Origin of the sequence: Pantoea brenneri, assembly GCF_038594305.1 — a bacterium.
Classification (GTDB): Bacteria; Pseudomonadota; Gammaproteobacteria; order Enterobacterales; family Enterobacteriaceae; genus Pantoea; species Pantoea brenneri.
Window position 1 is genome coordinate 562,865 of sequence record NZ_JBCGBG010000001.1, and the last position, 17,692, is coordinate 580,556.

The following is a 17,692-nucleotide window of genomic DNA, read 5'->3' on the forward strand; positions in this document are numbered from 1 at the left end:
GCGCCGCGTTGATCACCAACCTTACTCCCTGTCGCTTAATGCGCAGTTGTCCTGTGACCCAACCCAGTCAGGTTGTCGCGCAGGAGGGACTGAAGCATGTCGCTTAACACCTCCGCTGCACCACAGCGTGCACAGCTGAAAAAAACGCTAACGTTACTTCCGGTCGTCATGATGGGCTTAGCCTACATGCAGCCTATGACCCTGTTCGATACCTTTGGCATCGTTTCCGGGCTGACCGACGGTCACGTCGCGACGGCTTACGCTTTCGCGCTGATTGCGATTCTGTTTACTGCCGTGAGCTACGGTAAGCTGGTACGCCGCTTCCCCTCTGCGGGCTCCGCTTATACCTACGCTCAGAAGGCGATCAGTCCGCACGTCGGCTTTATGGTCGGCTGGTCATCGCTGCTGGACTACCTGTTCATGCCGATGATCAACATCCTGCTGGCGAAAAACTATTTCGAATCGCTGGTGCCCGGCATCCCTTCGTGGATTTTCGTGGTGCTGCTGGTCGGCTTTATGACGCTCTCCAACCTCAAGGGCATCAAAACTGTCGCCAACTTTAACAGCGTGATCGTGGTACTGCAGGTGATTGTCATGGTCGGGATTACGGCGATGGTCATCTACGGCGTGGCGAACGGCGTTGGTGCCGGTACGCTGGTCAGCAGCAAACCGTTCTGGTCTGAGAACGCGCACGTGGTGCCGATGATCACCGGAGCGACGATACTCTGTTTCTCGTTCCTCGGCTTTGATGGCATCAGCTCACTGTCAGAAGAGACCAAAGATGCAGAACGTACCATTCCGCGTGCGATTTTCCTGACCGCGCTGATTGGCGGCGTGATCTTCATCATCGCCTCCTACTTCCTGCAGCTTTACTTCCCGGACATCACGCGCTTCCAGGACCCGGATTCCTCTCAGCCTGAAATCATGCTGTTTGTTGCCGGTAAAGCGCTGCAGGTCGGCATCCTGATCTTCTCGGTGGTCACGGTGCTGGCATCCGGTATGGCGGCGCATGCCGGCGTCTCACGTCTGATGTATGTGATGGGCCGTGATGGCGTGTTCCCGGAGCGTTTCTTCGGTTACGTCCATCCGAAGTGGCGTACCCCGTCGCTCAACGTGCTGCTGGTGGGTGCGATTGCGCTGATGGCGATTAACTTCGACCTGGTGACCGCAACGGCGCTGATTAACTTCGGTGCGCTGGTGGCCTTCACCTTCGTTAACCTGTCGGTGATTGCCCAGTTCTGGATCCGTGAAAAGCGTAACCGTACGCTGAAAGATCACTTCCAGTATCTGGTTCTGCCGCTGATGGGTGCGTTGACGGTCGGTGCGTTGTGGGTGAACCTGGAAGAGAGTTCAATGGTGCTGGGTCTGATCTGGGCGACCATTGGTATTATCTATCTGGCGTTCGTGACCCGCAGCTTCCGTAACCCGGTGCCGCAGTTCAGCGAAGAGATTTAATCGCGCTAAACCTCGCCGCCTTCCCGCGCTAAAAACGGGAGGGCGGCGAAAGTCTTAACTGGCGAGCACCAGCTCCCAGTGTCCGGCGTTCAATGCCATCCGTCCCGCCTCACTCAACTGACTGTCGGTCACCACCAGATCAAACTTCTCCAGCGGCAGGGCCAGAAAGGTCGCAATCTTGTTGTATTTCGAACTGTCGCTCAGCAGCACCCGCTTACTGCTCACCTCGCTGACCGTCTGCTTCACCGTCACCTTATCTTCATCCGGCGTAAACAGCCCGCGCGGCCCCCAGCAGGAGGCGGAAATAAAGGCGATGTCGATCGCCAGATGACGCAGGCTGCGCGCTGCCGACTCGCCGACGCAGGAACGGTTCTCACGGCAGACCGTACCGCCGGTGTGGATCACCCGGCAGTGACTGGCTTCCATCAGCAGGTTAGCCACCATAAAATCATTGGTCACCACCAGTAAATCGTCCCGATCCACCACTTCCCGCGCCAGCGCCAGCGTTGTGGTGCCGGCATCCAGATAGATGCAGCTATTGCGCGGGATGTGCTGAGCGGCATAGCGACCAATCGCCCGCTTCTCATCGTTGTACAAGGCACTTTTGGTCAGATGTGACGGTTCGGCCGCCAGCCGATCCGCCGAACGTACTCCCCCTGACACCGACAGCACCGCGCCTTGCTCCTCCAGCTTTTGCACATCACGCCGGATAGTCATGTGCGACACGCCCAGCCGCTCGGTCAGTTCAGCAATGCTCACCACGCCACGATCGGCCACCAGCGCCAGAATCTGTTGATGACGTTCAACCGGAATCATATTCGCTCCCTGAGATTTATCATTTTTTCACATTGTAGAGCATCTGCCGGTCGGGAAGAACAGAAAATAACAGCCTGCGCCCGTTGTTAAGCCGGGTGATAATGCCTGCAAAGCGGGGTATGTCAGGGGTTATGGTGGATGTTAAGAATTGTTCCTGATCACATCACAGATGTTTTTTTGTGAGTTGCAACACGTTTTTGCCGGGGTAAAGCTGGCAGGATTAACAGTAACAAACAAATAATCACTTAATTTAACAGTGGAGGCCGACAGTGCCAGTCGAAAATATCTGTGTTATCGGGTTAGGTTCCATGGGCATGGGCGCCGCGCAATCCTGTATCCGCGCCGGTCTTAACACCTGGGGCGTCGATCTGAATCCCGCCGCGCTGGAGACCCTGCGCCAGGCGGGCGCTCGTGACGCGCAATCCTCCGCCGCCCGGTTTGCTGACCAGCTCGACGCGGTGCTGCTGCTGGTGGTGAATGCGCAGCAGGTGAACGCCATTCTGTTCGGTGACGATGGCCTGGCCGCGAAGCTACGGCCCGGCACGGCGGTGATGGTGTCATCGACCCTCTCAGCGCAGGATGCGCAGCAGATTGAACAGCGGCTGGCACAACATCAGTTGCTGATGCTCGACGCGCCGGTCTCCGGTGGGGCAGCAAAAGCCGCCAGCGGTGAGATGACGGTAATGGCCTCCGGCAGCGAAGAGGCTTTTACGCAGCTGCAACCGGTGCTGGATGCTGTGGCGGCCAAAGTCTATCGGGTGGGCAGCGACATCGGCCTCGGCTCGACGGTCAAAATCATTCATCAGCTGCTGGCCGGGGTACACATCGCAGTCGGGGCAGAAGCGATGGCGCTGGCAGCACGGGCGGGCATTCCGCTGGAGACCATGTATCAGGTGGTTACCCATGCCGCCGGTAACTCGTGGATGTTCGAAAACCGCATGCGGCACGTGGTGGACGGTGACTACAGTCCGAAGTCGGCGGTCGATATCTTCGTCAAAGATCTCAACCTGGTGGCTGATACCGCCAAATCGCTGCACTTCCCGCTGCCGCTGGCCTCGACCGCGCTCAATATGTTTACCGAAGCCAGCAACGCCGGTTATGGCCGTGAAGATGACAGCGCGGTGATTAAAATCTTCAGCGGCATCAGCCTGCCACAGGGTAAGGAGAATACCTGATGCGTCTTGGAGTGATAGCCGACGATTTTACCGGTGCGACCGACATCGCCAGTTTTCTGGCGCAAAACGGCCTGACCACCATTCAGTTCAACGGCGTACCGGCCGGCGATCGGGCCGTCGGGGCGCAGGCGATAGTGATCAGCCTGAAGAGCCGATCCTGCCCGGCAGAGCAGGCGGTAGCGCAGTCGCTGGCGGCGCTGGCGTGGCTGCAACAGCAGGGCTGTGAGCGCTTCTACTTTAAATACTGCTCCACCTTCGACAGCACCGCGCAGGGCAATATCGGCCCGGTGACCGATGCGTTGCTGACCGCACTGGGCGAAAGCCTGACGGTGATCTGTCCGGCGCTGCCGGTGAACGGGCGCACGGTGTATCAGGGGCATCTGTTTGTCGGCGATCGGCTGCTGTCGGACTCCGGCATGCGCCATCACCCGGTCACGCCAATGCACGACAGCAACCTGCTGCGTCTGATGACGGCGCAGGCCAACGGTCAGGCCGGGCTGATCGCTGCCGCGCAGGTCGATCAAGGCGCGGAGGCAGTGCGTCAGGCGCTGGGCCAGCTGGGGGAGCAGGGCATTAACTATGTAGTTATCGACACGCTGAATGAACAACATTTGCTGACCCAGGGCGAGGCGCTACGCGATCTGCGGCTGGTGACCGGCGGTTCCGGGCTGGCAATCGGGCTGGCGCGCCAGTGGGCGATGGCCGGAGTGGATGCAGCGGCGGCGGAGCAGGCAGGACGACCGCAGGGCGATCGTGCGGTGGTGCTTTCCGGCTCCTGCTCGCAGATGACCCAACGCCAGGTCAGTGTCTATCGCCAGCTGGCACCCGCTCAGGAAGTGCAGGTCGAACGCTGTCTGCAGGATGCTGACGGCTACGCCCTGCAGCTGTGTGACTGGGTAGCAGCCAACAGTCATCAGGCCCTGGCGCCGCTGCTGTTTGCTACCGCTGACGCGCAGCAGTTGCAGCTGATTCAGCAACAATATGGTGCCCGGCGCAGCAGTGAGGCGGTCGAGCAGCTGTTTGCCGCCGTGACCCGTGAGCTGCAGCGGCGCGGCTGGCAGCGCTTTATCGTGGCGGGCGGCGAAACCTCCGGCGTGGTGGCCCAGAGCCTGGGGGTTACGGCGTTTCATATCGGCCCGACCATCTCGCCTGGCGTGCCGTGGGTGCGTGATATTCAGCAGCCGCTGTCGCTGGCGCTGAAGTCCGGTAACTTTGGCGATGAAGACTTTTTCCGCCGCGCGCAAACGGAGTTTTCCCATGTCTGAATCTTTCTCTTTAGCCGAGCAGCAGGCGCGTGACGAAATGGTCCGGCTCGGCGTCTCCTTCTTTCAGCGCGGCTACGCCACCGGCTCGGCCGGCAATCTGTCCGTGCGGCTGGAAGATGGCAATCTGCTGGCGACGCCCACCGGCTCCTGCCTCGGTGAGTTACAGGGTGACCGTCTCGCTAAAGTCACGCCTGACGGTGAGTGGCTCTCTGGCGATAAACCGTCCAAAGAGATCGCGTTTCACCGCGCGCTCTACCTGAACAATCCCGACTGCAAAGCGGTGGTGCATCTGCACAGTCACTACCTGACGGCGCTCTCCTGTTTACAGGGGCTGGACCCGGAAAACTGCATCCGTCCGTTCACGCCGTATGTGGTGATGCGGGTCGGAGATGTACCGGTTGTGCCGTACTACAAGCCGGGCGATCAGCGGCTGGCGGAAGATCTGGCGCAGCTGGCACCGCGCTACCGCGCCTTTTTACTGGCCAACCATGGGCCGGTGGTAGTGGGGAAATCATTGCGTGAAGCGGCAGATAACACCGAGGAGCTGGAAGAGACGGCCCGGCTGATCTTTACCCTTGGCGACCGCGCCATCCGTTATCTCAATGACGCCGAAGTGGCCGAGTTAAGGAGCCGATAATGCCTGAGTTTGCTGCTAACCTGTCGACCCAGTTTACCGAACTGCCGTTTGCTGAACGCTTCGCTGCCGCAGCGGCGGCCGGTTTTGAGGCGGTGGAGTTTCTGTTTCCCTATGACTATCCCGCAGAACAGCTGAAGCAGTGGCTGGATGAGAATCAGCTCCAGCTGGTACTGTTCAATACCGCGCCTGGCAACGTTGCCGCGGGTGAGTGGGGCGTTTCCGCCATTCCCGGCCGTGAAGCGGAAGCCAGAGCGGATATCGATCGCGCTCTGCAGTATGCGCTGGCGCTCAACTGCCCGCAGGTGCATATCATGGCGGCCACGGTGCCGCCGGGAGCCGATCGCCAGCGCTATGTTGAGACCTTTATCAGCGCGATGCGTTATGCCGCTGAACGCTTTGCGCCGCACGGCATCAACCTGCTGATTGAGGCACTGAACCCGACCACTAAGCCGAACTATCTCTATTCCAGTCAGTATCAGACGCTGGAAATGGTGGAGCAGATCGATCGGCCCAATGTGTTTACCCAGCTCGACCTGTTCCACGCGCAGTTAGTGGATGGCAACCTCAGCCATCTGATTCGCCACTACGCCGGGCGCTATCGTCACGTACAGATCGCCTCAGCACCGGATCGCCATGAGCCGGATGAGGGGGAAATTAACTACCCGTGGCTGTTTACCCTGCTGGATGAGGTCGGCTATCAGGGCTGGGTCGGCTGCGAATACTTCCCGCGAACCAGCACCACCGCTGGCCTCGGCTGGTTTGCCCGCTGGCGTACACGCCGTTAATCATCTGCACGGCCACTCACACCGATTGTCAGACAAACGGTGTGAGTCCTGCTGCAGCTTAATCACACCAGTGTTCAATCAATAAAAATATAACTTACTGAAAATTATAATTAATCAGAGGTCTGCCGATGTCCACTACGCTGCTGTTATCCATCGCGCTGGTCAGCGTGATTCTGCTGTTGCTGTTGGTAATCAAAGCCAAAGTCCATCCCTTTATTGCGTTACTGATTGCCAGCCTGTTTGTCGCCATCACTACCGGTATCCCGGCTGAAAACATTATGAAAGTGATCCTGGGCGGGATGGGCAGCCTGCTCGGCAGCATTGCCGCAATAATTGTACTGGGGGCGATACTCGGCGCGATTATTGAAGCATCTGGCGGCGCTGATCGGCTGGCAAACCGCTTCGCGCAGCTGTGCGGACCACAGCGCATGGTCGCGGCGTTAACCACCGTAGCCTTTATTCTGGGATTGCCGGTGTTTTTTGACGTCGGGTTTATTATCGTGGTCCCGCTGATTTATGGTTTTACCAAAGTGATGCGCGTATCGCCGCTGAAGTTTGGTTTGCCAATGGCAGGTATGATGCTGATGGTGCATGTTACGGTGCCCACTCATCCAGGACCGGCCGCCGCCGCCGGTTTGCTGAATGCCGATCCTGGCTGGTTAATGATGACCGGGATAGCATTGTCGATACCGACAGGCATTGCCGGTTATTTCGTGGCTAAGGCGCTAAATCTTAAAAAATACCATCTTTCTGTTCAGGTACTGGAGCAGCTGCAGCTTACTGCACCCACCGCCCAGACGACATCTGCCAGCGGTAAAGATGCGCCGGGCGCCTTGCTGATTTCGGGCTTAATCTTATTGCCGATTCTGCTGATCATGCTGGGTACGTTATTGCCGCCGCATCTTACCCCCGATAGCCTGCCACTGAAGATTCTGACGTTAGTGGCATCGCCAGCTGTGGCATTGCTGATTACCCTGGCGCTTGCAGGATGGCTGCTGGGTCTGCGTCGTGGCTGGACCAAAGAGAAGCTGGAGACGCTGTCAAATAACGCGATATCCACCGCTGCCGGGGTGATTTTAGTCTCAGGCGCCGGGGGAGCATTCGGCAAGGTACTGGTGGAATCAGGCGTAGGCAAAGCGCTGGCCAGTTCATTGCAGACGATTCATCTGCCGTTGATCCCGGCTGCGTTTATTCTTTCACTGGCGCTGCGCGCTTCACAGGGGTCGGCAACGGTGGCGATTGTCACAACCTGTGGGTTGTTAAGTACTGCCGTGACGGGGCTTGGCGAGCTGCAACTGGTGCTGGTCGCCCTGTCAGCCTGTTTTGGTGCGCTGGGCTTGTCACACGTCAATGATTCCGGCTTCTGGGTGGTCACCCGTTATCTTGGTTTGTCGGTGGCTGATGGGTTACGCAGCTGGACAATACTGACCACAATGATGGGACTGTGTGGTTTTGCGCTGACCTGGCTGGTATGGGTAATGATGTAATGCGGCAACGTGCCGGGACCGCGAACAGTTGCGGTCCCGACCGAAGTCGGCAGCAGAAACTGCCGGGCAGTTTCGGGGCTAAGAAACCAGTTCCTGCGCATAGAGATAGAGCGCTTTTAACTGTCCCAGCTTCTCCGGATCGGCTTCATGCAGACTCGCCAGTGACTCCAGCTCCTGCAAAAACGCCTGCACCCGCTCAGCATTGAGCACCTCGCGCCGATGCTGCAACCAGCGCTGCTGTTCCGCATCATCCAGCGTGCCGGGGAAGTTACGCGCCCGATAACGGAACAGCAGTTTCGCCACGCGCGCGCTGTCGAAAGTTAAATCCAGCGCCGGCAGGTTAGCGGGTGCAGTCTGGCGAATAATGTTCATACCCGCGCGATCGGCATCGCTGAAAAAGCCATCGTACAGCTGGGTGTCAACATCGTCCGACGGGGTAAACGGTTCAGCGTCAGCAAACAGCGTCACCAGCTTCTCACGCACCTCTGGTTGCTGACGCAGCAGCGCCAGATTCGCCAGGCAGTGCTGACGATCGATACCCAGCCGGGCGGCATCCTCCGGACGCAGCGTATTAGCCGGTGCCAGCACCGGACATTTGTTGATATGAACCAGCTTAACCGGCACTGCTGGCAGATCGCCGAGATCGTTTTTCGGCGTATAGAGCCGCTCGCGCAGGGTCTCGGCATCCAGCTGCAGCAGCGGTGAGATATCACCGGCCAGATCGACCACAATCAGCGCATTGCGGTTATCCGGGTGCCAGGCCAGCGGAACTACCCAGCTGGTGTTGCCGCGTGCCGCGCCGAACATGCCGGAGACGTGAACCAGCGGCTTCATCTGCGGGATATCAATCAGGTTCATCAGCTTGTTTTTGTTACGGTGGGTAAACAAAAACTCAAACAGCTTAGGCTGCTTCTCTTTCACCAGCCGGGCCATCGCCAGCGTGGCATAGACATCAGACATCGCGTCATGGGCATTTTCATGCGCCACACCGTTGGCTTTGGTCAGATGTTCCAGCCGGAAGCTGGGAAAGCCTTCTTCATTTTCCGGCCAGTTGATCCCTTCCGGGCGCAATGCATAGCAGGCCCGCATCACGTCGAGCAGATCCCAGCGCGAGTTGCCGTTCTGCCAGCTCCAGCCATAGGGATCGTAGAAGTTGCGGTAGAAGATATTGCGCGTCACTTCATCATCAAAGCGCACGTTGTTGTAGCCGACCACGCAGGTTTGTTCGGTGGTAAACAGGGCGTGAATGCGTTCAGCGAACTCCGCTTCTGTCACACCGCGCGCCATCGCCACCTGTGGCGTGATGCCGGTAATCATCACGGCTTCCGGCTGCGGCAGATAGTCATCCGGCGGACGGCAGTAAAACACCTGCGGCTCACCAATCGGATTAAAATCGCTGTCGGTACGCAGACCGGCGAACTGTGCCGGCCGATCGCGTGAAGGGCTGGTGCCGAAGGTCTCGTAATCGTGGAAGAGGAAGGTGGCCTGGACGCGATCGTTATTCAAATTTCATATCCGCTTAATTTCATTCACTAAACTGATGAACAGCAAGTTGTCACTCTTCCCGTTCGCTTGATGCTTTTCTTCATCTGCGCCTGACTGCTGGTGCGCATGTGCCGGTGCAGAGCAAAATCACCCAGGCAGCATCAGGCTTCACAACCTATATGGTAAACCATAATCCGACCGGCCTGAAGTTTCGGATGGTAGCGGGGGCAGGCTGTACGGTTCTGACAAAGCGGGAATGAGGCTCAAAACCGCGGCTGGTGGAGCGGCAGCGCCTGAGCGGTTAGCGCAGTTGCTGCACCACCCGGGGATAGGCATAACAACTGCCTGAGAAGTGTCAGGGGACAAAAATGAACCTGTTTTACCGGTCAGCCTATAGCACGATCGTTCCATGTGTCTCGATAGATAATATTACCTTCGGTATATTTCCAGGTTATCGCTTCATAGCGTAATTCCAGCGTTTCCAGATGCGTGCTGCTCATGCCGTTGGGTGCAAGATAGGGCGATACCGTGGTGACCTTCACGTTTTCCAGGATGATATTAAAATATTCAGTCTCAATTCCTGCATCAATTATCCGGTACATCCTGATTATCGCCTTCTTCATGATTCGGCCTTCGCAGACAGCTCTGTATAGAAGTGGAGTTGTTTGATCAAACTCTTTCACTATCGTAACAGGCTGGTGAATGCGTGTGCCTGTAAGTTTTCCCCAGTTAGGATCGACCGGAATAGTAACGCCGTGGGAGAATGATTTGAGTTCAATAGAGCCTGAACGCAGTGGCATCTGACAACTACCGACGATTGGAGAACCCTTTTCATCGTTAAGCCATAAATGTGCGGGAGCAGACATGTTATTTTATCCTTAAAGGTAATCAGGCTTTCGTTAAATGGAATATTACCATTTAACAATCAGGGGGAAGTAAATTATTACCAGTACTACAAAAACTGGTATAGGCCACAAAGGCCCATCAGGAAATAATTTTAGATAAAATAATGCAAATGCAAGAACGAGAATGACCGGTGCATAGACAAAAAATAAAGATTTAAATATTCTTTTAAAAAACCTCGTCATTAAATTTTTCATAATTTTATTACCGAATCATATTAGTAATAATTCGGGAAACTTCGTCATCAGATGCCCACGCACTAAGAAGCGCATCAGATCTTTCGAATAGAGGTTCAATCAAGAAAAACATCATTTCCAGTTCATTGGCATACAATGCTGAATAATATTCAGGTAAGGCATAACGCAGGCGGTTTGCGCTATCAGCTGCTTTCTGAACAACTCCATACATCCCAGCTATGGCAATGGCAACGCCAGCTCTTCGGCCAGCCAGTACACTCATATCGAGGCTGAGCTTCATGCCAGCAGCTACTGCAGCAGACACGGCCAAAATAAATCCGTATTTTGTAAATTGACTTACTGCAATGTGAATATTTACTGCCATCAGAGATTCTTTTATCTTTCCTAATTGACTACTGGTTTTATGCCTGAATATTTCTTCAAAATATATTTTGAGCATATCAAATATAATATCGCCATGCTCCACTAGCTTATAAATACCTCCGATGAATCTTAGATCTTCATTTTTTTGTTTCTGACAAACATCCTGATATTCCTCAGTAAAGCACGATGTGTAAAACAGTGCACGCTTTGCGCCTGCGCCTATTATATCAATTTGATCAGATACAGCTTTTCCAACGCCGGTAAATGTGCGGTCAAGTTTTAACGCGAGGATATTATTTGACTTCAAGTAACTGATAACGTTTTTATTATAGTACATAACCGTTTCCTTATGGTTAGTCTGTGTCCTGCCACCCTTTAAACTTAAGGGAAATAATCATTTAGTAATGTGTAATACAAAGCGCGTTTTGCACCTTTTCCAATAAGTTCCCTCTGAGCAGAGAGCGCGTTATTCACATCGGTTAAGGCGTGATCAAATTTCAGCGCCAGTATCCTGTTGGTTTGCAGAAAATCGATAATCTCATCAGCGTAATACATAACCTTATCCCTCAGGTCGATGTTCCTTTTTTAACCGTACAAAAGGTACGGGTAAATGGTCATTAAGTAAACAGCTTTCACCGCGCGCCGTGATCCATCGAACAGCCAGCCGGTGTCTTAGCCGCCGCAGTTCATACTTTTTTTCAATTTATTCAAACCTTCACAACGGTTTTGCCGTAAAACGTGCGGCTGTTTCCGTTTCGTTTCATATATGAATTTTTCTCCCGTGCAGGTAAGGATGAAGTGTTGAAAAGGCGTCTGTTGATTACCGTTACCGCTACTGTTTTTTGGGCTTCGCTGGCACAGGCTGACGACATGCCATTTCCCGTGACGCCACCGGCGATTGATGCGGCGTCCTGGGTGTTAATGGATGCCACCACCGGCCAGGTCCTGACCGCCGGTAATCCGGATGAGCGCCGCAATCCTGCCAGTCTGACCAAGCTGATGACCGGTTACGTCGTCGATCGCGCTATCGATCAAAAGAAAATCAGCCGCGATGATATGGTCACCGTCGGCAAAGATGCCTGGGCAGCCGGTAATCCGGTATTTAAAGGCTCATCGCTGATGTTCCTTAAGCCGGGCGACAAGCTGAGCGTACGTGATTTAAGCCGGGGAGTAATCATCGATTCCGGTAATGACGCCTGCGTGGCGCTGGCAGATTATGTGGCGGGCAGCGAAGACAATTTCGTCAAAATGATGAATCACTATGTCGACAAGCTGGGCCTGCAAAATACGCACTTCGAAACGGTGCATGGGCTGGACGCGCCGGGCCAGTTCTCCAGCGCGCTGGATATGGCAAAACTGTCGCGGGCGATTATCGACGGCGAGCCTGACTTCTATGCCATGTACAGTGAGAAAACCCTGACCTGGAACGGCATCACCCAGAACAACCGTAACGGCTTACTGTGGGATAACGCCCTGCATGTGGACGGGCTGAAAACCGGCCACACCGAAACCGCAGGCTTTAATATCATCGCCTCTAACGTGGTGGGCAAACATCGTCTGATCGCCGTGGTGATGGGTGGCAAGAGTCCAAAAGGGCGGGAAGAGCAGGCGCGCAAACTGCTGGTATGGGGTCAGAATACCTTTGATACCGTACAGCTGTTCCATGCTGGTAAGAAAATTGGCAGCGAGAATGTCTGGTACGGCAATCCGCATCAGGTCGAAGTGGGTACCGCGAATGATGTCTACCTGTCGCTGCCGCGCAGTGAAGTGCAGAACGTCAAGGCGAAATACATTATTAACCGCAGCGATCTGGAAGCGCCGCTGAAAGCCAATGAGGTGATTGGTGAAATTCAGGTAATGGATAAAGATCAGCAGATTGCCCACTATCCGCTGGTGGCGCTGAGCGCAGTTGAGCCTGCTGGCGTCATTACCCGCATTACCGATTATCTCAAGCAGAAGTTCTGATCGGCATTGCTGGCCGCGTAATCGGGGGCAGCCTTCAGGCTGCCCCCTGACTGCTTAACGCAACGCTTCCTTCATCTTCTTCACCTCACTGGCCTCAACCGGCGTGGCAGCATTGCCCCAGCTGTTGCGAATGTAGGTGAGCACCGCGGCAATATTGTCATCACTTAGCGTACCGGCAAAGGCGGGCATCGCCGGAGCCGTTGGCCGTGCATCGGTATCCACGCCGCGACTGCCCGCCAGCACCACATGCATCAGTGATGTCGCATTCGGCTGATTGATCAGCGGATTATCCGCCAGCTGCGGGAAGATATTCTTCTCACCACGGCCACCCGGACTGTGGCAGGCCGAGCATTTGGCTTCATAGATCGTCGCCCCAAGCTTCATCCTGTCATCATTAGCATCCAGCGGTTTTGGCTTCTCGTCGGCTTTTTTCTCGCCATCCTTGAGATAAACCGCCACCGCATTGAGATCGTCCTCGCGCCAGTGCTGGGTTGAATGGCGCACCGCATCGGCCATCGGACCGGAAGCGATGGCATAGCGGTTCACGCCGGTCCGCAGGTAGCTGACGATATCCTGCTGGGTCCATTTACCGAGTCCGGTATGATCGCTGGCGTCCAGATTCGGCGCATACCAGTCCTCGACCTCGCTGCCGCCAAGGAAGCGGCCATTTTTGTCGCCGCCCAGCAGATTTTTCGGTGAGTGGCAGGTGCCACAGTGGCCGAGTCCCTCAACCAGATAGGCCCCGCGATTCCATTCCGCCGATTTGTCCGGATTCGGTTTGAATTCGCCCTTATCAAAGTTAATCCAGTTCCACACCATCAGGCTGGTACGGATATTGAACGGAAAGGGTAGCTGATTGGTTTCTACCGGATGATGGATCGGTTGCAGCGTCTGCATCCATGCCCACAGGTCCTGCAGATCCTTTTCCGACATTTTGGTGTAGGCGGTAAACGGCATCGCGCCATACAGACGCTTACCGTCATGGCCGACACCGGTATTCATGGCGCGGCGGAAATCATCATAACTCCAGTCGCCAATCCCGGTTTCACGGTCAGGGGTGATATTCGCCCCGAGCAGCGTCCCAAACGGCGTCTGTAACTTAACGCCACCGGCGAAAGGCTGTTTCTCATCGGTGGTGTGACAGGCGGTACAGTCGCCCAGCGTGGCGATATAACTGCCGCGGGCGATCTGATCATATTCCGGTTGCGCCTGGCTGCTGAAGCTGCAGGCCAGTAACCACGCGGCGGCGGAGAGAAGCGGTAACGTTTTCATGCGCTAATCATCTCCCCCGGACGTTTCAGGTAGTAGCGACGGATATCGTGCGCCGCTTTAAAGGCCAGAGCGCCCACCGTGCCGGTCGGGTTATAGCCGGGATTCTGCGGGAAGGCGGAAGCGCCCACCACAAACAGATTCGGCACATCCCACACCTGCAGATGTTTATTCACCGAGCTGGTCCGTGGATCGGCACCCATGATGAAGCCGCCTACCACGTGAGAGGACTGATAGGGCACGCTGCTCCAGTGGCCGGTCATCGGTTTAACGATCATCTCGCGCGGGTTCATCACCTTAGCGATCTCAGCCACCTTGTTAGTGCAGTACTGCGCCATCTTCAGGTCGTTCTGCGCGAAGTCGAAGGTGATTCGTAACAGCGGGCGGCCATGCGGATCTTTGTAGTTAGGATCCAGCGACAGATAGTTGGTGCGGGTGGTATAGCTGCTGGCTTCACAGCCGATCGACATGGTGCTGAGATAGTTATCTTTCAGCGTCTGTTTCCATTTCGATCCCCACTTTGGCGTGTCAGGTGGCAACGGACGATAACCAATCGGAGCCGCGCCAATCGGGGTGACGCGGATACTGCCGCCGCCAAAAAAGCCGAGGCCGCTGTGGTCAAAGTTATCGTTATTGAATTCGTCGATTCCCATGCCGACCGCGCCAGCGCCGATAAACGGATTGAAGTTTTTGTTATCGAAAAACAGCGTGACGTTGTTGGCGGTCTGATAGGCGTAGTTGCGTCCGGTGGTGCCGGTGTTGGTCACCGGATCGTAGGCCTCGCCAATGCCCGACAGCAGCATCAGGCGCACATTCTCGAAGGTAAAGGCGGCGACGATCACCAGATCGGCCGGCTGTTCCCACTCATCACCCGACGAGTCGATGTAGGTGACGCCGGTGGCTTTTTTGCCGGTAGAGTCAGTCAGCACCTGCAACACTTCACTGTTGGTATAGGCGGTGAAGTTAGGCTTGCGCATCAGCGCCGGCAGTACGGTGGTGATGGCGCTGGCTTTGGAGTAGTTGGCACATCCGTAGTTAGTGCAGAAACCGCAGAAGGTGCAGGGCCCCATGGTGACGCCATACGGATTGGTATAGGCTTCAGAGACCAGCGAAGAGGGCACCGGGAACGGCTGATAGCCAAGGTTTTTTGCCGCATCGGCAAACAGGGTCGGACCATAAGGCTGACGCAGCGGCGGTGTCGGATAGTCGCCGGAGCGCGCGCCCTCAAAGGGATTCCCGCCCGGCCGTTTTTCACCGTTGAGGTTGCCGGCGCGGCCCGAGGTGCCGGCCACACGTTCAAACTGCATATAGTGCGGCTCCATCTCCTCCCAGCTGGTGCCCCAGTCCTGCAGCACCAGCTCATCAGGTATGGCACTGGCACCGTAACGCTCGATCAGATGGCTTTTCAGGCGGAATTCTTCCGGCTGGAAGCGAAAGGTGATGCCAGCCCAGTGGTTGCCTGCGCCGCCAGTGCCGTTGCCGGGGTGAAATGATCCCCAGGTCCGCATCGGTAGCGCGGTCTGCGACGGATTATTACGCATGGTGCAGGTGTTCTGGCGGGTGCGCAGCATCAGCTCTTCGCGCATCACATAACGCAGCTCATCGGTTACGGTGCCGATATTAAAGTCGCGAGCGGTATCGCGCCACGGACCCCGTTCAATGCCCACCACGTCGAGGCCTTCATCGGCCAGCTCATTGGCAATAATCGATCCGGCCCAGCCGAGTCCAATTACCACTACATCGGTTTTGGGAAGTTTTTTCATGATTAGTCCTTTGCCTTCCATTGCGCAATACTGATCGGCTCGAAGTGCAGATTTTCGTTATGCCGTTCGATGTAATCGCGATAGTCATAGCGCGCACCCGGAAAACCGAGCATCTTCCACGACACCATCTCACGGTTGCCGCCATACACCGGATCGGCAAAGAAGCCTTCCATGGTGTTATTCAGCACTTCGAGAAAGAAGGACTGCGCATCGAAATCGCTGAAGTGCACCTTACCGGCTTCCATCGCCTGCAGCAGTTCGTCCTGCTGTTGCGGCGTCAGGTCAGTGAAGTTTTTATTTGAGGTCTGCTGAACGTAGCGGTTAAGTGCGGCGATGCCCTGGCGGTAGCGCTGACGCGGCACCAGCGGCGACTGATCGCCCTGCTCGGTGGTGCCTTGCTGAAAGGGGCCCTGCATATAAAGGCGCTCAAAAGTACCGTAGGAGCCGTGCAGTTGACGATCGATAAAGACGGCACAGCCCGCCTCTTTGCCGCCCACGCTAAGATCATCGGCCGGGATCAGCCGGTCAACTATCGCCTCGATGGTTTTGGCTTCGGCATCGGTAAAAAACAGCCAGCCTTGTTGTGGGTAAGTTTCTGGAGGATTATCGGAGAATGGCGTCCAGCCTGGACTGCCTTTCAGCGAAACGGCATCGGCGACCTGGCTGACAGTCGCTGCTACGCCCAGCGTCGACCATGTCAGAACCTGCCGCCGCGTAACGCCCGGCAGGGTTTTTGCTCTTTTTCGCATCGTGCTTCCTTCTCAAGTGTTACTAACAAAAGCTAAAGGTTAAAAATTGTTGGCAATTTGTTTTTTGAGTTCGGGGCCGTATGTAAAGGCGATGTTGATAATTGTAAGGGAACGTCAAAACTGTTTTGAAATGTAGATGGCGCACTAAGCCTTAGCAACATCAGGGGTTAAGATAGCGCACGAAATGATCCCTCAACCGGAAAACCAATTTGCGATCTGATAAGCCCATATCAAAACTTGAGTTTTGGTTCTACCGCCATTACCGCACCGTTCACGGCGTGCGCATCGCTATCGCCTTTTTGCTCTGTTTTATTTTTGTCCGGGCGACGGATATTCCGGAAGGCACCTGGCCGCTGATTACGCTGGTGGTGGTGATGGGGCCGATCTCAACCTGGGGGAATGTGTTTCCGCGCGCGCTGCAGCGCATCTGCGGCACGGTGGCGGGGTCGATCTCAGGACTGATTGCCCTGAAGCTGGAGCTGATCTCCATGCCGATGATGCTGGCCTGGTGTGGCGTAGCGATGTTTATCAGCGGCTACCTGACGCTGGGTAAACATCCGTATATGGCGCTGCTGATCGGCATCACCCTCAGCGTGGTGGTCGGCGCGCCCACCGGCGATTTCACCATGGCGCTGTGGCGCGGCGGCGATGTGATTCTTGGCTCGCTGATGGCGCTGCTGTTTACCGCCATCTGGGCGCAGCGCGCCTACATTCACTGGCGAATCCAGCTCTCGGACACGCTGGCGGAGATGGCGAAAATCTACCACGCCGGTTTCTCGCCCAACCTGGTGGATAAGCCGCGCCTTAACAAGCCGCTGGGCAAATTGCTGACCAGCGTGATCAAAATGCGGGCGCTGCTGGAACCGTCAAGCAAAGAGACGCGCATCCCGAAATCGGTGCTTGAAGCCATTCAGACCATAAACCGTAATATGGTGTACACCATCGAGATGCAGATTGATGCCTGGTGGGCCTCGCGTCGGAGCCATCTGATTCTGCTTAACGCCCCGGCATTACGCCGAACCCAGCAGATGACCGAAAGCACGCTGCGTGCGCTGTCGGTGATGGCGATTGAAGGCGAAACCGACGAGGTGCTGGCTAACAGCCATGAGCTGACCGAAATCAGCGGCGAGCTGCGGCGGCTGATTGCCGAGGCGGGCAGTGAAGGACTGGAGGAGACGCCGATTTACGGTTACGTCTGGTTAAGCCTTGAGCTGGCAAAACAGCTGGAGCGGATGACCGATTTGATGCGAATGGCGCTGCGCAAATAATCACCTCAGACAATGACTTAATGTGAAACCGGGTTTCTTTGCGCTAAGATAAGGGCCAGTCCGAAATTAGCTGTGAAAATTGCGTATAAGGCTGGCTAGCCGCTAAGCTG

16 protein-coding genes are annotated in these 17,692 nt (G+C 55.8%); 8 read left to right on the top strand and 8 right to left on the bottom strand.

The window, feature by feature from the left end:
• The first annotated feature begins 96 nt into the window (after positions 1–96).
• Positions 97–1,455, top strand: coding sequence for an APC family permease (locus AABB92_RS02480; RefSeq protein ID WP_031375363.1), 1,359 nt, complete (start codon positions 97–99; stop codon positions 1,453–1,455).
• A gap of 54 nt (positions 1,456–1,509) precedes the next feature.
• Here AABB92_RS02480 and ygbI read toward each other — a convergent pair whose 3' ends face one another.
• Positions 1,510–2,271, bottom strand: a complete 762-nt coding sequence (gene ygbI, locus AABB92_RS02485) for a DNA-binding transcriptional repressor YgbI (RefSeq protein WP_031375364.1) — start codon at positions 2,269–2,271, stop codon at positions 1,510–1,512.
• A 269-nt stretch (positions 2,272–2,540) separates the two neighbouring features.
• On the opposite strand from ygbI, the gene ltnD reads away from it, so the two are divergent.
• The 5 genes from ltnD to AABB92_RS02510 all read left to right on the top strand — a co-directional run bounded on the left by ltnD (position 2,541) and on the right by AABB92_RS02510 (position 7,620).
• A complete protein-coding gene (gene ltnD, locus AABB92_RS02490; protein ID WP_031375365.1) occupies positions 2,541–3,446 on the top strand; it encodes an L-threonate dehydrogenase in 906 nt (301 codons plus the stop codon).
• Entirely contained in the window at positions 3,446–4,711 is a 1,266-nt protein-coding gene (gene otnK / locus AABB92_RS02495; RefSeq protein ID WP_046288222.1) for a 3-oxo-tetronate kinase, read from the top strand. Before ltnD ends, otnK begins: the two co-directional genes overlap by 1 nt.
• Positions 4,704–5,348, top strand: a complete 645-nt coding sequence (gene otnC, locus AABB92_RS02500; protein ID WP_031375235.1) for a 3-oxo-tetronate 4-phosphate decarboxylase — start codon at positions 4,704–4,706, stop codon at positions 5,346–5,348. Before otnK ends, otnC begins: the two co-directional genes overlap by 8 nt.
• The gene (locus tag AABB92_RS02505) at positions 5,348–6,133 is read left to right on the top strand and encodes an HPr family phosphocarrier protein (RefSeq protein WP_046288223.1); all 786 of its coding nucleotides are present in this window, start codon (positions 5,348–5,350) and stop codon (positions 6,131–6,133) included. The genes otnC and AABB92_RS02505 overlap by 1 nt, the downstream gene beginning before the upstream one ends.
• A gap of 128 nt (positions 6,134–6,261) precedes the next feature.
• Complete coding sequence (locus AABB92_RS02510) at positions 6,262–7,620, top strand: GntP family transporter (protein ID WP_031375234.1); 1,359 nt, start codon at positions 6,262–6,264, stop codon at positions 7,618–7,620.
• A 78-nt stretch (positions 7,621–7,698) separates the two neighbouring features.
• On the opposite strand, the gene sbcB is transcribed toward AABB92_RS02510, so the two are convergent.
• The 4 genes from sbcB to AABB92_RS02530 form a co-directional block, all read right to left on the bottom strand.
• On the bottom strand, positions 7,699–9,126 hold the full coding sequence (gene sbcB / locus AABB92_RS02515; RefSeq protein WP_031375233.1) for an exodeoxyribonuclease I: 1,428 nt from the start codon (positions 9,124–9,126) through the stop codon (positions 7,699–7,701).
• A 365-nt stretch (positions 9,127–9,491) separates the two neighbouring features.
• Positions 9,492–9,971, bottom strand: a complete 480-nt coding sequence (locus tag AABB92_RS02520) for an Hcp family type VI secretion system effector (RefSeq protein ID WP_031375232.1) — start codon at positions 9,969–9,971, stop codon at positions 9,492–9,494.
• Positions 9,972–10,212: 241 nt separating this feature from the next.
• Entirely contained in the window at positions 10,213–10,905 is a 693-nt protein-coding gene (locus AABB92_RS02525; RefSeq protein ID WP_031375231.1) for a hypothetical protein, read from the bottom strand.
• 44 nt (positions 10,906–10,949) lie between these two features.
• Positions 10,950–11,123 (bottom strand): hypothetical protein, encoded by a 174-nt coding sequence (locus AABB92_RS02530; protein WP_158087036.1) that lies wholly within the window; start codon positions 11,121–11,123, stop codon positions 10,950–10,952.
• Between the two features lie 246 nt (positions 11,124–11,369).
• On the opposite strand from AABB92_RS02530, the gene dacD reads away from it, so the two are divergent.
• Positions 11,370–12,533 (top strand): serine-type D-Ala-D-Ala carboxypeptidase DacD, encoded by a 1,164-nt coding sequence (gene dacD, locus AABB92_RS02535; RefSeq protein WP_031375230.1) that lies wholly within the window; start codon positions 11,370–11,372, stop codon positions 12,531–12,533.
• 54 nt (positions 12,534–12,587) lie between these two features.
• On the opposite strand, the gene AABB92_RS02540 is transcribed toward dacD, so the two are convergent.
• The 3 genes from AABB92_RS02540 to AABB92_RS02550 are packed head-to-tail and all read right to left on the bottom strand — an operon-like array spanning position 12,588 to position 16,314.
• Complete coding sequence (locus AABB92_RS02540) at positions 12,588–13,805, bottom strand: cytochrome c (RefSeq protein WP_031375229.1); 1,218 nt, start codon at positions 13,803–13,805, stop codon at positions 12,588–12,590.
• Entirely contained in the window at positions 13,802–15,568 is a 1,767-nt protein-coding gene (locus AABB92_RS02545; protein WP_031375228.1) for a GMC family oxidoreductase, read from the bottom strand. The genes AABB92_RS02540 and AABB92_RS02545 overlap by 4 nt, the downstream gene beginning before the upstream one ends.
• The gene (locus tag AABB92_RS02550) at positions 15,568–16,314 is read right to left on the bottom strand and encodes a gluconate 2-dehydrogenase subunit 3 family protein (RefSeq protein WP_031375227.1); all 747 of its coding nucleotides are present in this window, start codon (positions 16,312–16,314) and stop codon (positions 15,568–15,570) included. The genes AABB92_RS02545 and AABB92_RS02550 overlap by 1 nt, the downstream gene beginning before the upstream one ends.
• A 209-nt stretch (positions 16,315–16,523) precedes the next feature.
• Here AABB92_RS02550 and AABB92_RS02555 point away from each other — a divergent pair, with 209 nt between their 5' ends.
• Positions 16,524–17,582, top strand: a complete 1,059-nt coding sequence (locus tag AABB92_RS02555) for an FUSC family protein (protein WP_031375226.1) — start codon at positions 16,524–16,526, stop codon at positions 17,580–17,582.
• Positions 17,583–17,692: the final 110 nt, after the last annotated feature.

Coding starts and splice junctions, on each gene's coding strand:
- AABB92_RS02530 (WP_158087036.1), bottom strand. CDS start 11,123: ATGTATTACGCTGATGAGATTATCGATTTTCTGCAAACCAACAGGATA.
- AABB92_RS02480 (WP_031375363.1), top strand. CDS start 97: ATGTCGCTTAACACCTCCGCTGCACCACAGCGTGCACAGCTGAAAAAA.
- AABB92_RS02540 (WP_031375229.1), bottom strand. CDS start 13,805: ATGAAAACGTTACCGCTTCTCTCCGCCGCCGCGTGGTTACTGGCCTGC.
- AABB92_RS02505 (WP_046288223.1), top strand. CDS start 5,348: ATGCCTGAGTTTGCTGCTAACCTGTCGACCCAGTTTACCGAACTGCCG.
- AABB92_RS02510 (WP_031375234.1), top strand. CDS start 6,262: ATGTCCACTACGCTGCTGTTATCCATCGCGCTGGTCAGCGTGATTCTG.
- ygbI (WP_031375364.1), bottom strand. CDS start 2,271: ATGATTCCGGTTGAACGTCATCAACAGATTCTGGCGCTGGTGGCCGAT.
- otnK (WP_046288222.1), top strand. CDS start 3,446: ATGCGTCTTGGAGTGATAGCCGACGATTTTACCGGTGCGACCGACATC.
- otnC (WP_031375235.1), top strand. CDS start 4,704: ATGTCTGAATCTTTCTCTTTAGCCGAGCAGCAGGCGCGTGACGAAATG.
- AABB92_RS02525 (WP_031375231.1), bottom strand. CDS start 10,905: ATGTACTATAATAAAAACGTTATCAGTTACTTGAAGTCAAATAATATC.
- AABB92_RS02520 (WP_031375232.1), bottom strand. CDS start 9,971: ATGTCTGCTCCCGCACATTTATGGCTTAACGATGAAAAGGGTTCTCCA.
- AABB92_RS02550 (WP_031375227.1), bottom strand. CDS start 16,314: ATGCGAAAAAGAGCAAAAACCCTGCCGGGCGTTACGCGGCGGCAGGTT.